Consider the following 13,000-nt stretch of genomic DNA (forward strand, 5'->3'; position numbering starts at 1 on the left):
GCAGTATGCTAAAAGGAATAGACCCGCTACTCACACCAGAGTTACTTAAGGTGTTAGCAGAGATGGGGCATGGCAATGAAATTGTGATTGCAGATGCTAACTTTACCGCCGCCTCACTGGCCGTAGGCAAGCCATTGATTTATCTTTCTGGTGTGGGGGTTGCCCGTGCAGTAAACGCAATTATCAGCCTACTGCCCCTAGATCAAGACGTAAGCCATCCCATTGCCTATATGCAAGTCAGCCACCAAGCCACAGGCTGGTGCAGTGCATTACAAAAACAGGTCATTACCGAGCTAAACTATGCAGGCCATGCGCTAGCAGGGCAATACGAGGCATTAGAGCGATTTGCTTTCTATGAGCGCGTCAAGCAAGCTTACGCCATTGTGTTAACTGCCGAATTACAGCCTTACAGCAACTTCATCTTAAAAAAAGGAGTGATTGGTGAGCCTCTCGCCGGATAACAGCAGCGCCTCTACAAACAAGCTCAAACCCAGAGGCTCTTCACAAGGGGGAATGCGCCAGTACAACGAGCGCGTTGTATTGCAAGCCATTCGCTTGAATGGCCAGATCTCTGGGGCAGAAATCGCCAGATTAACCCACTTAACTGCGCAAGCTATTTCTCTGATCACCAAGCGTTTAATCGATGACGAGCTGCTAATCAAAGAAACCCCGCAGCGCGGTAAAGTGGGCCAGCCATCGGTGCCGCTTGCGCTCAACCCCAATGGGGCGTTTGCAATTGGGGTAAAAGTGGGGCGGCGCAGCTTAGATATTTTGCTGGTGGATTTTAGCGGCGCGGTGCGCGAGCGCTGGAACTTAAGCTATGACTTTGCCGATCCTAGCCAAATCTTGGGCCATATCAGCGAGTGCCTAGCCAAAATCAAACACACGCTAGGTGCAAAGCTGTGGGAGCGCATACAGGGCATAGGCATTGCTGCACCACTACATATGGGCGGCTGGCAACAACTACTCGGCCTTGATGCCGAGGTGGTGGCACGCTGGGAGCGCTTTCAACTCAAAGAAGAAATTGCCACGCTAACCGGCTTACCGGTGCAAACGCTTAAAGACACCACCGCCGCCTGTGTGGCCGAATTAGTAGCAGGGCGTGGGCGCGATATGTGTAACTTTGTTTACGTGTTTGTAGATACCTTTATTGGCGGCGGCCTAGTGCTAGATAGCCATTTACATCTGGGTAAGCATGGTAATGCCGGTGCATTAGGCTCTTTGCCACTGGGGCTAAACGGTAGCGGAAAACACAGCCCGCAGTTATTGAATGTGGCATCGTTATTTAAACTAGAAAGCCGGTTTATTGCCGCAGGCTTAGATGGCCGCGCCACTAGCGATGAGCGGGCCGTTAGCCCAGAATACTGGCCACATACCGAAGCATGGATTGCAGAAACAGCCCCACCTATTGCCTTTGCCATGCTCAATAGCACTTGCCTGCTCGATTTAGAAGGCGTGATTGTTGACGGCTGCTTTTGTAGCGCAGTAAAAGAAGCACTGATCGCTGCCGTTGAAGCGGCTATGCAAGATTTTAACTGGGAAGGTATTGTTGCACCGCAAGTATTCGCGGGCACGATAGGCTCGGACGCCAGAGCACTAGGCGGAGCTTTGCTGCCGCTCTACGCCAACTTCGCCCCCGACCGAGATCTATTTTTAAAACTAGACGATGCCCTGTAAGGCCACGACTTAAGCTATTTAACTCATATTACACACCAAGACTCTTTGTCCACGAAAAACACTAAATACACAAAAAAACGGATCAAACAGCAGTAATCTCCCGCTGCTTTTATCATGATGCGTAGATCAGTTACTTCATAACGATTTGATATTAAATATATTTATCTAAATCAATCAAAAATCAATAGTCATGCTGCATCTGTTCGTACTTTTTGTGTTTTTAGTGGGCGGCATATTGTTTGACCTTACTGCGTAACATCATCCATTTAAAACTCACAAAGAGCATCATGAATCAGCCCAACTCCTCCCCCCTGCCCCGCTTTATTGCTGCTGGGGAAGCGCTCACCGATATGATTAAAACCGAAGGCAACCATTGGCAAAGTAAAGTTGGCGGCTCTACTTGGAATGTCAGCCGTGTACTCGCCAGCTTAGGCGTAGCCAGTGCTTTTGCTGGGGCTATCAGTAAGGATTGTTTTGGCCAAGATTTATACCAAGCATCTAGCGAAGCGGGTTTAGATTTGCGCTTTTTACAGCAGCTAGATAAATCCCCCTTGCTGGCGATTGTGCCTGCCGCTCACCCACCACAATATTTTTTTATTGGAGACAACTCAGCAGATTTATATTTTGCCCCAGAAGCTCTACCGGCTGGTTGGCAAAACGCGGTAAGTTGGGTGCATTTTGGTGGCATCAGCTTAGCCCGCCAGCCGCTAGGCAAACGCTTACTCGCCTTAGCGGTGGAGCTTAAGCAGCTTGGCGTTAAAATCAGCTATGACCCCAATTTTAGAGTTTTGATGGATCAAGACTACGACGCCACATTCAAAGCCATGAGCCAGCTAGCCAATGTGATCAAGGTATCTGATGAAGACTTAATAGGCTTATTTCGTAGCAATGACATCGATAACGCATTAAAAACGCTCATCAGTTGGAACCCACAAGCCAGCATTCTGTATACCCGTGGCGCAGACGGAGCATCTTTAATCACGCCCGACACCATCGTAATCAGCACGGCAATTGAGGTGAGTGTGGCCGATACAGTAGGAGCAGGGGATGCCTCAATCGGCGGGCTAATCTATAGCATGATAACTTGGCCAGAGCGCGAAGCAGGCGAGCATTTACGCTTTGCCATCGCCAGCGGAGCAGCGGCCTGCATGCACCACGGCGCCAGCCCGCCTAGCCTAGAAAGCATACAAGGGCTGTATTTGGATTAATGCCCGCTTGGCTTAGCAGCAGGTTCGGCGGTTGCTTCGGCAGCTTTGCCGGGCGCACTGCGATTTTGCTTAACGCACTCCTTCCACGCTGCACTGCCCTTGCCACCGCCTGCGGGTAGAACACAATCACCACCACCAAACTTCACATAGCCACCACCTGCGGGTTTGATATCCTCGCCTGCAGATTCACCATGTGTGGCAGCAGGTGCGGCGGCGGCGTGGTCTGCGGCGCCCGTGGCTTTTGCTCCGCCACGCCGCTCTAAGTCTTCTACTTTGACTTCTAATTCTTCTACTTCAATTTTCTTTTCTTTAACTTCTTTTTTAAGCTCGGTGATTCTTTCCTCAAGATCTTTACGCGTCTCGATGGTTTCTTCAAAAGAAACCTTCAGACGGGCAATTTGCTCAATATATTGGGCTCTTTCAAAATTACGCTTGGTCATCCCAATCGCAATCCCAATAATCAGCACCAGCAAAAATCCAAAAAAACCGCCACCAATCATCAGTTTTAGGCGGTTTTTTTGCATAAAGGAGGGGCTAGGCTCACCACTTGTTGCGTGCTCATCATGTGAGGCAGCAGGTGCAGCATGATCACTCATCGCTCTCTTTCCAATTTAATCAGGGTTTAGGGTAACGTCACTTCCCCTTGCCGTTCAAAGCTTACGCCATCTGGGCGTAAAGGTAGGAACAGTTTACCTTTAATACGATAGGCGATTGGCTTGCCACTTGCTTGCAGAGCATTAAATTGTTGGATAAAAGTCGTTAAAGAGGTACTCACACGTAGTTTTATCACGGCCGATCCCAAGCGCGGCAACGTGGTTGCCTCATTAGAAACCCCATTCGCAAACGGCTTATCATTCACCTCCAAATTGATATTTAACCCATTTAATGGAATATCAATATTATTAGGATTATTGACCCGTAAATTAAGAATAAATTGCTGCTCAAGCAGGCCTATTTCTGCCACGCTGATTCCAGCCAAACTCACCGTTGGCTTTTCTAAATCTGTAGGCAAGCTACCGCAAGCGGCCAATCCAAGTAATAGTCCCAAACAGGCAATCCGGCTTATGCATTTTTCAAACATGCATCATCCCTTGTAAACGCTCCGCCAATTCGCCATCTAGTGGCAAAGCGCCAGGGGTTTTAGCGCTTATCACCGCAAAAGTAACATCCGCTTCAGCCACTAATTTATCGTTATCTAAGCGCAAGATACGCTGATTAATAATGCCTTCTTTCTCACCAATATACGTTAAGCGGGTTTCAATTTTTAGCACATCGCCCATTGTGGCGGGGCGTTTATAGCGGATATCAACGCGGCTAATGACTAAGGCTAAACGCTCATTGGTAAACCATTCTAAACCACCGCTTTCATCCACCAATGCCCAACGCGCTTCTTCCAAAAACTCTAAATAACGAGCGTTATTCACATGGCCATATAAATCTAAATGATAACCGCGAACCTTAATTTCTGTAGTCTGAGCCATATATTTTTCCCTAGTGTGAAAATTATTATCAATTCAAAGCCTAAATACATAGGCAAGATCACCACAAAGCAAAGCCCCTGATTTAACGTCATAAATGCCGCTTTAAAGCCAATAAGCGACAAGATCTAGAGCAAAAATGCCGCCTTAATCTGCTTTCTGCCGTGCTTTTTAATGTAATAAGATCAATCTTAACTTTGAAATTAATCCAAGTCTTCGGGATAATCCCGCTATGCACCGTCCTCACATAGATTGGCGACACTCTCGCCCTTTCCGAATTTGCCTGCTTTTGCTCGTCATGCTTGTGACGCTGCTTGGCACGCTACCCTATTTTATTTCTTTTGATCTGATCAAAAGTGAGCTTTCCAGCATGCTGGAAAAAGACACTCAACGCCAACTCACCATACGGGGTGATGCGCGTTTTGTCTTGCTGCCGCAACCGGCACTGCTACTAGATGATGTCACCCTTACCGAGCCAAGCCAAAAAGATATTTTCGCTCACGCGGATCGTGTGCGCGTTGAGCTGAGCCTGTGGCCATTACTGTTTGGTAAAGGGAAAATTAAAGCGCTAGATTTTGAAAAGCCTGAGCTGAATGTAACTCGCCGCGAAGACGGCACTTATAACTTTGAAGACCTGCTCACTCCAAAATCGCAAACCAAAGAGCTGAGTTTCTCGCTCGATACCGTGCATTTTAACGAGGCGGCATTTAAGCTTTCTGACGAATTTTTGGGTGAAAGTATTCGCCTCTCCCGCCTTAACCTCGCTATGAAAAATCTATCCGACCCCAAGGCAGGACGTTTGGATATGGATGGCATACTGCTAATTGGCGATGGAGATAGACCGGTGCAATGGCAAGGCGCTTTAAACGCCACGGCAGCCATGCGCTATCACGAGGCCGATCATCGCTTACTGGTGGCTGATTTACTGCTAGAGCTAGAGCAAAAAGGCGGCAGCTCGCCTGAGCTGCGCTTGCAAGATGTAAAAGTAAGTACCGTAGGTAATCTAGTCTACGGCTGGCAACCTTTGCGCTTTAATGGCGGGGAGCTAAAGCTCACCGCCTCTGGCCAACGTGCAGGCCAGCACTGGAAGGGTGAGCTGGATGTGCCAGAGATTCTATTCTCTAAAGAAGCGATTAGCCTAAACCGCCTTAAGCTGAATGTGGATATGCAAAGCCCAAGCGGCCAGCTTAGCGCTAAAGCCACCATCCCCACTTTATCGGGTATGCAGCAAGGCTTACTGCGCACCGATTTAGCCCGCTTTGAAGTCAAACTCAATAGCCCAGAACAAAACCTAGCGCTATCTTTTGCCAGCCCGCTAGAGCTACTGAAAGGCAGCATTGCTAGATTGCCCGCCTATAGCTTAAGCGGTAGCTACACCAACCGTAACCTACCACGTGGTGCAATTGGCCTAGATCTAAAAGGCGTAGGCACGCTTAATTTGCAGGCAGAAACACTTAGCCTCTCCAGCCAAGGCCAGCTAGATAAATCCCCCATTAAAGCCACGGTCGATGTGAGCGACTTTGTTCACCCCCACTACACCGTTGATGTGGATTTACACAAACTCGATTTATCACCCTATTTGCCCGTAGTGGCCGCTGGGGCAAAAACAGTTAACCCAGATAAGCCTTTTGACTTTTGGTGGCTGAATAATTTAGATGCCAGCGGCAAGCTAAAAATTGGCGAGCTGGCGTTACAAAAACTGCATATCAATGATATCTCACTGCAATTTGCGGCCAAAAACCGTAAATTAAATCTAGACCCACTCGCAGCTACGCTTTATGAAGGCCAGCTAAGTGGCAGCTTAGAAGTGGATGCCAATAAGAAAAACACTTCTTTCCGTGTGCAGCAAAAGCTTGCCAATATGAATATCAACGCGCTGCTGGCCGATGTATTTGATACCAGCCGCTTTGAAGGCCGTGGCCACGTTGATCTAGATGTTTCAGCCGTCGGTAATCAGCTCAGTGATTTACGCCGCACCGCAGGGGGCAATGTGCGCTTACTGCTCAACCAAGGCGCCATACGCGGCATTGATCTTGAAGCCTTGCTACGCACCACCAGCCGCCAAATCAGCCTAATGAATGGCGAGCCCAGCCCACCCGCTAACTTAAACGCAAAAACCAGTTTTAGTGAGCTACGCTCCACCCTTACGTTAAAGCACGGCATTGCCAGCAATAGCGACCTAGACCTTACAGCAGGCATTCTAAAACTAAATGGTGGCGGCACTTTAGACATTAACAGTAATGCCATTGATTACAATATGTACGCCAGCGCCAACCCTAAAGTGCCAGAGCTTAAAGGCTTAGCGGGTTTAAAACTGCCGATCCAATTATCCGGAGCACTCAATGCCCCTGAATACCATGTCGACTACGCCAGCCTAAAAGAGCAAATTTTAATCAAACAAAAAGCCGCTGCAGAACAGCAAAAAAGCGCAGCAGAAGCCGCAGCCAAACAAAAGAAACAGCTTGCAGCACAGGCTGTTGCTGATAAAAAAGCAGCCGATATCGCCGCCAAAGCCGCCGCCGCAAAGAAACTAGCCAAACCCACTAAGAAAACCCATTAATGAGCGATTTTTCCCAGCGTTTAATCGCTTGGCAGGCCGTACACGGCCGCCACAATCTACCTTGGCAAGTCAGCGATCCTTACAAGGTATGGCTATCTGAAATCATGCTGCAGCAAACGCAGGTGATCACGGTTATTCCCTATTACCAGCAGTTTTTAGAGCGCTTTCCTGACGTGGCAAGCCTTGCCAGCGCCAGTGGTGATGATGTTTTAGCCAGATGGAGTGGGCTTGGCTACTACAGCCGCGCACGCAATCTACACAAAGCCGCGAAAATGGTGATGGAGCGCTTTGGCGGAGCATTTCCGCGCACGCCCGAGCTTCTAGCCGAGCTACCTGGCGTTGGCCCATCCACCGCCGCCGCCATTGCCGCGTTTAGCTTTGGCGCGCACGCGGCTATTCTGGATGGCAATGTAAAACGCGTGCTGGCCCGCTGGGCAGGTATCAGCGGCTATCCGGGCACTAAAATAGTTGAAAGAGAATTGTGGCAACTGGCGGCAACGCTGCTGCCAGAGCAAGGCATAGAGCGCTATACGCAAAGCCTGATGGATATGGGCGCAACCATCTGCACGCCTAAAAAACCAGCCTGTATCACCTGCCCCGTGTTTGATGATTGCATCGCCCGCCAGCAAGGCCGCCAAGCCGAGCTGCCAACGCCCAAACCAAAAAAAGTTTCGCCAGAGCGGCAAACCGTACTGATGATGATTACAAGGGATGGCAAGCTTTTGCTAGAGCGCCGCCCGCCCACAGGCATCTGGGGCGGCTTATGGAGCCTGCCAGAAACCACCTCCACGCTAGAGGCAAGCACAGCCTGTAGCCAACGCTTTGGGCTAGATGTTGATTTCGACAGCGCCGCAGAAGACTTTGTGCACGTTTTTACTCATTTTCGCCTCACCATCACCCCACTGCCTGGTAGCGTGATCGGCCAAACCGCCCTCACCCACGAAGACCACCTTGGCTGGTTCAGCCAAGCAGAAGCCCTAGAACTTGGTCTGCCTTCGCCAGTAAGAAAGCTAGTAATGAAAGGGAGATAGGCAAGCATCGTAGGGTGGGTACAAGCCCGTGTACGCTAAAAATAATAATATGAATCAGTTGGTTAAATCTTAAACCACAGAGAACAGAGAGACTCACAGAGTTTCATAGAGGAAGTAAAGCTCTGTTTTAAGCCTTTCTCTGTGGTTCAAGGTTTAGCGCTATTTTCTGCACTTAAGGCTCTATGTAACTTTAATTGGCACACATGGGGTGCAACCCACCGTTTATGCATATTTAAGACCTAAATTTGGCAGGCTTCACTCGCCCAAATAATAATACAGCATCACACCGCTTGATCTGCCAAGCGGCTAGCCTTCCAATAGCTCATCAAACCCGCAGCAGAATAAATAAACAGCGCAGCCCAAATCAAAGCAAAACCAATCATGCGATCCGTGCCAAACGGCTCTTGATACAGCCACACCCCCAGCAATAATTGCAAGCTTGGGCCGATATACTGGATGACACCCACCGTCGCCAGCTTCAGCGTTCTGGCCCCAGAAGCAAACATCAACAGCGGCAAAGCCGTCACCACGCCTGCGCCCATCAATAAAGCATCAGTGCTCCAGCTGATATGCCCTAAGGCGCCCTGCCCTTGAAACTGAAACCAAAGCAAGGCTGATAGTGCAAATGGGGCCATTAAGAACGTCTCTAAGGCGAGACCCTCCAAAGAAGGCAGACTGGCTCTTTTACGCAGCAGCCCATACACGCCAAAACTCAAGCCCAAACAGAGCGCAATCCACGGCAAAGTACCTGCAGCAATGGTAATCCACAGCACACCTAAGGCGGCTAGCCCAACAGCAAAGCTTTGCGAGCGGCTAAGCTGCTCGCCCAAAAACAAGCGCCCCAACAGCACATTAATCAGCGGATTAATAAAATATCCTAGGCTGGCATCCACCACGCGGTTTTCATTTACCGCCCAGATATACAGCAGCCAGTTTAGTGATAGCAGCAAGGAAGAAAGTGCAAACACCCCCAGCACCCGAGGATTTTTTACCGCAGGAATCAGCCAAGCCCAGTTTTTTTGCAGTAATAAAATCACCGCCACAAACACACCAGACCAAACAATCCGATGCGAAATAATCTGCAGCGCATCAATCCCATGCAAAGCCTTCCAATAAAGCGGAAACAGGCCCCAAATAATAAAGGCCAGCACAGTAAACAAAACCCCGCGTGAAGTATTCGGTGTAGACATAAAAAAACCAAAGAAAGTAGCCAGAAAAGCAGCAAAGAACCACTTTAAAGGATAGGGTACAGCAGGCTCAAGCAATATCTCGCTACAAACTGTAGGGGGTGGGTGGGATTTGGAATATTGGCGATTCCGATGCAATTTCTTTATATATGATAAGATTTAAGTAAGCGAAAATTGCGGCCTTCCCTAGAGACCATCATAATATGCCTTACAATTTAGAAAACCGCTTGGTTGTCGGCGTTGCATCCAGCGCCGTGTTTGATCTTCATGAATCTGACGAGGTATTTCGTCGTGATGGCGAGGCGCAGTATCGAAAGTACCAAGAAGAACACTTGAATGATCCGCTGGATAAGGGAATTGCCTTTTCGTTTATCCGCCGCCTACTCAGCCTAAATGATCTAGGTGAAGATCCCATCAACGACCCGCTGGTTGAAGTGATTCTACTTTCCAGAAATGACCCCGACACCGGCATGCGGGTGATGAAATCGATCGCCCACCATGGGCTAGGCATCACCAGAGCCATCTTTATGCAAGGGAAGGCTCCGCACGAATACATCCCTGCTTTGAATATCTCGCTATTTTTATCTGCCAATGCCGACGACGTACGCGCGGCCATTGCCGCAGGTTTGCCAGCGGGCAGAGTGCTAGATTCTGCCATCGTAGATGATCCAAATGACTCTGGCCTACGCATTGCATTCGACTTTGACGGCGTACTGGCTGACGACGAATCAGAATCCGTCATGCACAGCACCAATGATCTGAAAATGTTTCATGCCAATGAAGTTAAAAAGAATAATCAACCACTTGGCCCCGGCCCATTGAAAGAGTTTTTCATGCGGGTTGCCAGCATTCAGTCCTGTGAAGAGGCCAAACGTAAAGCTGATCCTTCCTATAAAAACAGGCTCAGAGTTTCGCTTGTCACCGCCAGAAATGCCCCATCACATGAGCGTGCATTGAACACCCTAAAAAGCTGGGGCGTGATGCCCAACGATGCTTTTTTCCTCGGTGGCATCGACAAAATGAAAGTGCTGGCCGTGATGAAGCCACATCTATTTTTCGACGACCAATCGGGGCATCTCGCAGGCGCGGCAACCGTAGCCCCATCGGTGCATATTCCTTTTGGCATCAAAAACTTAACGCCCTAAGGCGGGCTAAATCATACGCCGCTTACTTTATTAAACCTTAGATTTAAGGCTGTAAGGCGTATATTTTGTAGGGTGTCAATAAGCTCCAGCCAAGACGCATTAAACCGATTTGTCTAATACCATGGGCGTAATACGTCTGGAAAACGCCCAGCCTTATTAGCGCCCTACAAATTCATTACGCCATACGGCCTTCAAGCATTCAAGGGCAAGCTCGAGCGCGGCAATAAAAGAATTGAATAAATCAGCGTTTCCTTAATATTGATTACCTCAGCAAAATGAAAAAAATGAGCACGCAACATAATCAGCTAAAAATAGGGCATTTTTTAATCCGTGTGGATGCGGCATTGCGCGGTGTTCTGGTCTTTGATGTGCTAATGACCTTAGCCTTGATGATTTCTTATATCACTATTCCATGGTGGATTATTCAAAAAGGCACTGCGCAAGATTTAGCCATCTATGGTGGCATCACGGCAATGGCTATCTTCTTTTTCCAGCCTTTAATGGCCCCCATTTGCGAGCGCTATGCAAAGCAAAAGCAATTAGTGCAAGGCACTATAGCACTGGCATTCTCTGCGCTATTATTTTGCCTAATTGCAACTTTTGATCGATATAATTTTTGGCTCATTATCACCGCAGGGCTAGTTGCCGTTGTGGCCAATGCTTTTATCGATAGCGCTGCAACAACCATCACACCTGAACTCATACCCACTGCGCAATTAGCCCATGCATTACAGCTGCGTAAACGAGCTTCCTCAACAGGCCGCTTCTTAGGGCCTATTGTGGGCGGTGGCCTACTTGCAACGGCAGGCATCACGGCCACGCTTTGGGCTTATTTAGGCTTGGTGATAATTGCAATATTAAGTGCTTGCAATATACCGTCAACGATAAAGACGAGGGTAGCCACTAATAAAAAAGGAATTGAATTATGGTGGATTGAATTGCAAGGCGGAATAAAAGCCAAATGGGCCGTGCCATTAGAGCGAGGCTGGACACTCGTTAATTTCCTAGTTTGGATATTTATTGGTCCTGCATTTAATTTATTTGTGCCGCTTAAAGTGCATTCCCTTGGATTATCTGCTGCATGGCTTGGTGCATGTGAAGCAAGTATCTCCATCGGTATGCTGCTTGGCAGCTTCAATTTAGCTACCTTCCTAATCAATCGATTTGGCCGCTATCGCGTTCGGATATTCGCAGCTATTTCAGAAGGCCTTATTCTTGCATGTGTTGCTCTGTGCAATCAGCCTTATTTACTTATTATGGCGTTTATGTGCGCAGGGCTTGCTAATACATTAATGGTGCTGGTGGGCTCCACGCATCGCGCATTAGCCATACCCAAAGAATTTAGAATAAGAATCAGCTCAGTCAATAAAATGAGCACACAAATAGCCAGTACAATTGGCCCTGCCCTAGCAGGGATTGCTTTATTACATTGGCCACTCCCAACCGTTTATATGGCATTTAGCCTTATTGCAGCCCTCTGTGCCGCAGGCTTTATATTGATCCCTCGATCAAAAGAATTTTTTAGCCTAGATCACGAGCAAGTCAACGATTGGTATCGAAAAGAATACCCTTCAGGATTTAAAACTCACTATGCAGAAGCTAGTAGCAGAGCAAGATGAAATCACCTAGGGCCGTAAGTTATATTTTGTAAGGAACCAATCAGCTGAGCGTGCAGCCCAGCCTTATATCTACGTACTTTATTAAACCTTGGATTTAGTTCAAACCATGAAAAACATAAGCCTAAGTGAAAGACTCGCCTCAGCATTTATTGGCGCCATATTTGGTGCGGTCATTGGCTTTATTATGGCTTGGTTATTAGGTGTGTACTCACAAACTTTAGGCCCAGGCCAAGTGCATGTTTCTATTGCAAAGTGGATTGGCACAAGTGCCTGCATTTTTGCGCTGATTGGTTTACTCATCGGCCAGCATATCGCAACAATGATTGGCAATGCTTTGACTGCCTTATTAGAGTTTGAAACGATTGGCGACAATGGATTTCCATCATGGTGGAAATTGATTATCCTGCTTGTGGTCATTGGTGGCGGCTGGCTGTGGTTAAAATAATAAACCAGCCCAATCTAGCTTTCAGTGCCGTGCCTAGCTGCGGTTAAAACACCACAAAAGAACGATCGTTCTATATTATTTTCCTAAAGTCATTTACCATGCCCAAGTAAACTCTATCGCAAAAAACTCAGGAGCCATCATGAATACGTATATCACTCTAGGTAGTAACGATTCAGAAAAATCCAATATATTTTACGATGCGGTGCTGGCCACGATTGACTGGAAATCACACCTCGATTTTCCTGGCTGGCGTGCTTATTCCGAGCAGGGAAAAGGCGAAAATTTCACCCTCTGGATTGCTCAGCCTTTTAACCAGCAAGCCGCCACAGCGGGCAATGGAACCATGGTGGGCTTTAGCGCAAGCACCCATGCAGAGGTCGATGCCTTCTATGCTGCGGCGATGGCCAATGGCGGAAGTGATGACGGCGCCCCCTGCCTTCGCCCTCACTATGGGCCACATTGGTACGCCGCTTATATGAGAGATCCAACGGGCAATAAAATAGCCATCGTGTGCAATCAATAATCATTGCCTCCTAAATGGCGGCCAGCCACAAAGGTAAGCCGTCATTCAGTCATGAGCTGCTAACTTTCAAACCAATGGCCTGCTTATTTTACCTGGTGCAGATATTTGGCTTGAACCTCGAGCTAGA

13 protein-coding genes are annotated in these 13,000 nt (G+C 48.2%); 9 read left to right on the top strand and 4 right to left on the bottom strand.

All coding sequences use genetic code 11. The annotated features are described in order from the left end of the window. Positions 1 to 5: 5 nt before the first annotated feature. The 3 genes from Q0R17_RS14155 to Q0R17_RS14165 all read left to right on the top strand — a co-directional run bounded on the left by Q0R17_RS14155 (position 6) and on the right by Q0R17_RS14165 (position 2,885). Positions 6 to 461, top strand: coding sequence for an RbsD/FucU family protein (locus Q0R17_RS14155; protein ID WP_293935939.1), 456 nt, complete (start codon positions 6 to 8; stop codon positions 459 to 461). Continuing rightward, the gene (locus Q0R17_RS14160; protein ID WP_293935940.1) at positions 442 to 1,677 is read left to right on the top strand and encodes an ROK family transcriptional regulator; all 1,236 of its coding nucleotides are present in this window, start codon (positions 442 to 444) and stop codon (positions 1,675 to 1,677) included. Before Q0R17_RS14155 ends, Q0R17_RS14160 begins: the two co-directional genes overlap by 20 nt. A gap of 287 nt (positions 1,678 to 1,964) precedes the next feature. After that, a complete protein-coding gene (locus tag Q0R17_RS14165; RefSeq protein ID WP_293935941.1) occupies positions 1,965 to 2,885 on the top strand; it encodes a carbohydrate kinase in 921 nt (306 codons plus the stop codon). Here the strand turns inward: Q0R17_RS14165 and Q0R17_RS14170 are convergent. The 3 genes from Q0R17_RS14170 to Q0R17_RS14180 are packed head-to-tail and all read right to left on the bottom strand — an operon-like array spanning position 2,882 to position 4,366. After that, positions 2,882 to 3,481, bottom strand: a complete 600-nt coding sequence (locus Q0R17_RS14170) for a hypothetical protein (protein WP_293935942.1) — start codon at positions 3,479 to 3,481, stop codon at positions 2,882 to 2,884. The genes Q0R17_RS14165 and Q0R17_RS14170 overlap by 4 nt on opposite strands. 26 nt (positions 3,482 to 3,507) lie before the next feature. After that, on the bottom strand, positions 3,508 to 3,966 hold the full coding sequence (locus Q0R17_RS14175) for an LEA type 2 family protein (protein ID WP_293935943.1): 459 nt from the start codon (positions 3,964 to 3,966) through the stop codon (positions 3,508 to 3,510). Beyond that, positions 3,959 to 4,366: a thioesterase family protein gene (locus tag Q0R17_RS14180; protein ID WP_293935944.1), complete on the bottom strand. Its 408-nt coding sequence runs from the start codon at positions 4,364 to 4,366 to the stop codon at positions 3,959 to 3,961. The genes Q0R17_RS14175 and Q0R17_RS14180 overlap by 8 nt, the downstream gene beginning before the upstream one ends. A gap of 229 nt (positions 4,367 to 4,595) precedes the next feature. On the opposite strand from Q0R17_RS14180, the gene Q0R17_RS14185 reads away from it, so the two are divergent. Both Q0R17_RS14185 and mutY read left to right on the top strand, forming a co-directional pair. Continuing rightward, the gene (locus Q0R17_RS14185; protein ID WP_293935945.1) at positions 4,596 to 6,923 is read left to right on the top strand and encodes an AsmA family protein; all 2,328 of its coding nucleotides are present in this window, start codon (positions 4,596 to 4,598) and stop codon (positions 6,921 to 6,923) included. Next, entirely contained in the window at positions 6,923 to 7,954 is a 1,032-nt protein-coding gene (gene mutY / locus Q0R17_RS14190) for an A/G-specific adenine glycosylase (RefSeq protein ID WP_293935946.1), read from the top strand. The genes Q0R17_RS14185 and mutY overlap by 1 nt, the downstream gene beginning before the upstream one ends. Before the next feature lie 281 nt (positions 7,955 to 8,235). On the opposite strand, the gene rarD is transcribed toward mutY, so the two are convergent. Next, complete coding sequence (gene rarD, locus Q0R17_RS14195) at positions 8,236 to 9,144, bottom strand: EamA family transporter RarD (protein WP_293935947.1); 909 nt, start codon at positions 9,142 to 9,144, stop codon at positions 8,236 to 8,238. Positions 9,145 to 9,344: 200 nt separating this feature from the next. Between rarD and Q0R17_RS14200 the strand changes: the two genes are divergently transcribed. The 4 genes from Q0R17_RS14200 to Q0R17_RS14215 all read left to right on the top strand — a co-directional run bounded on the left by Q0R17_RS14200 (position 9,345) and on the right by Q0R17_RS14215 (position 12,873). Further along, positions 9,345 to 10,286, top strand: a complete 942-nt coding sequence (locus Q0R17_RS14200) for a 5'-nucleotidase (RefSeq protein ID WP_293935948.1) — start codon at positions 9,345 to 9,347, stop codon at positions 10,284 to 10,286. A 284-nt stretch (positions 10,287 to 10,570) separates the two neighbouring features. Further along, the gene (locus Q0R17_RS14205) at positions 10,571 to 11,905 is read left to right on the top strand and encodes an MFS transporter (protein WP_293935949.1); all 1,335 of its coding nucleotides are present in this window, start codon (positions 10,571 to 10,573) and stop codon (positions 11,903 to 11,905) included. A gap of 106 nt (positions 11,906 to 12,011) precedes the next feature. Next, positions 12,012 to 12,350, top strand: a complete 339-nt coding sequence (locus tag Q0R17_RS14210) for a hypothetical protein (protein WP_293935950.1) — start codon at positions 12,012 to 12,014, stop codon at positions 12,348 to 12,350. Between the two features lie 139 nt (positions 12,351 to 12,489). Next, the gene (locus Q0R17_RS14215) at positions 12,490 to 12,873 is read left to right on the top strand and encodes a VOC family protein (RefSeq protein WP_293935951.1); all 384 of its coding nucleotides are present in this window, start codon (positions 12,490 to 12,492) and stop codon (positions 12,871 to 12,873) included. The last annotated feature ends 127 nt before the right edge of the window (positions 12,874 to 13,000 follow it).

Source organism: Iodobacter sp. (genome assembly GCF_025352645.1).
GTDB lineage: Bacteria > Pseudomonadota > Gammaproteobacteria > Burkholderiales > Chitinibacteraceae > Iodobacter.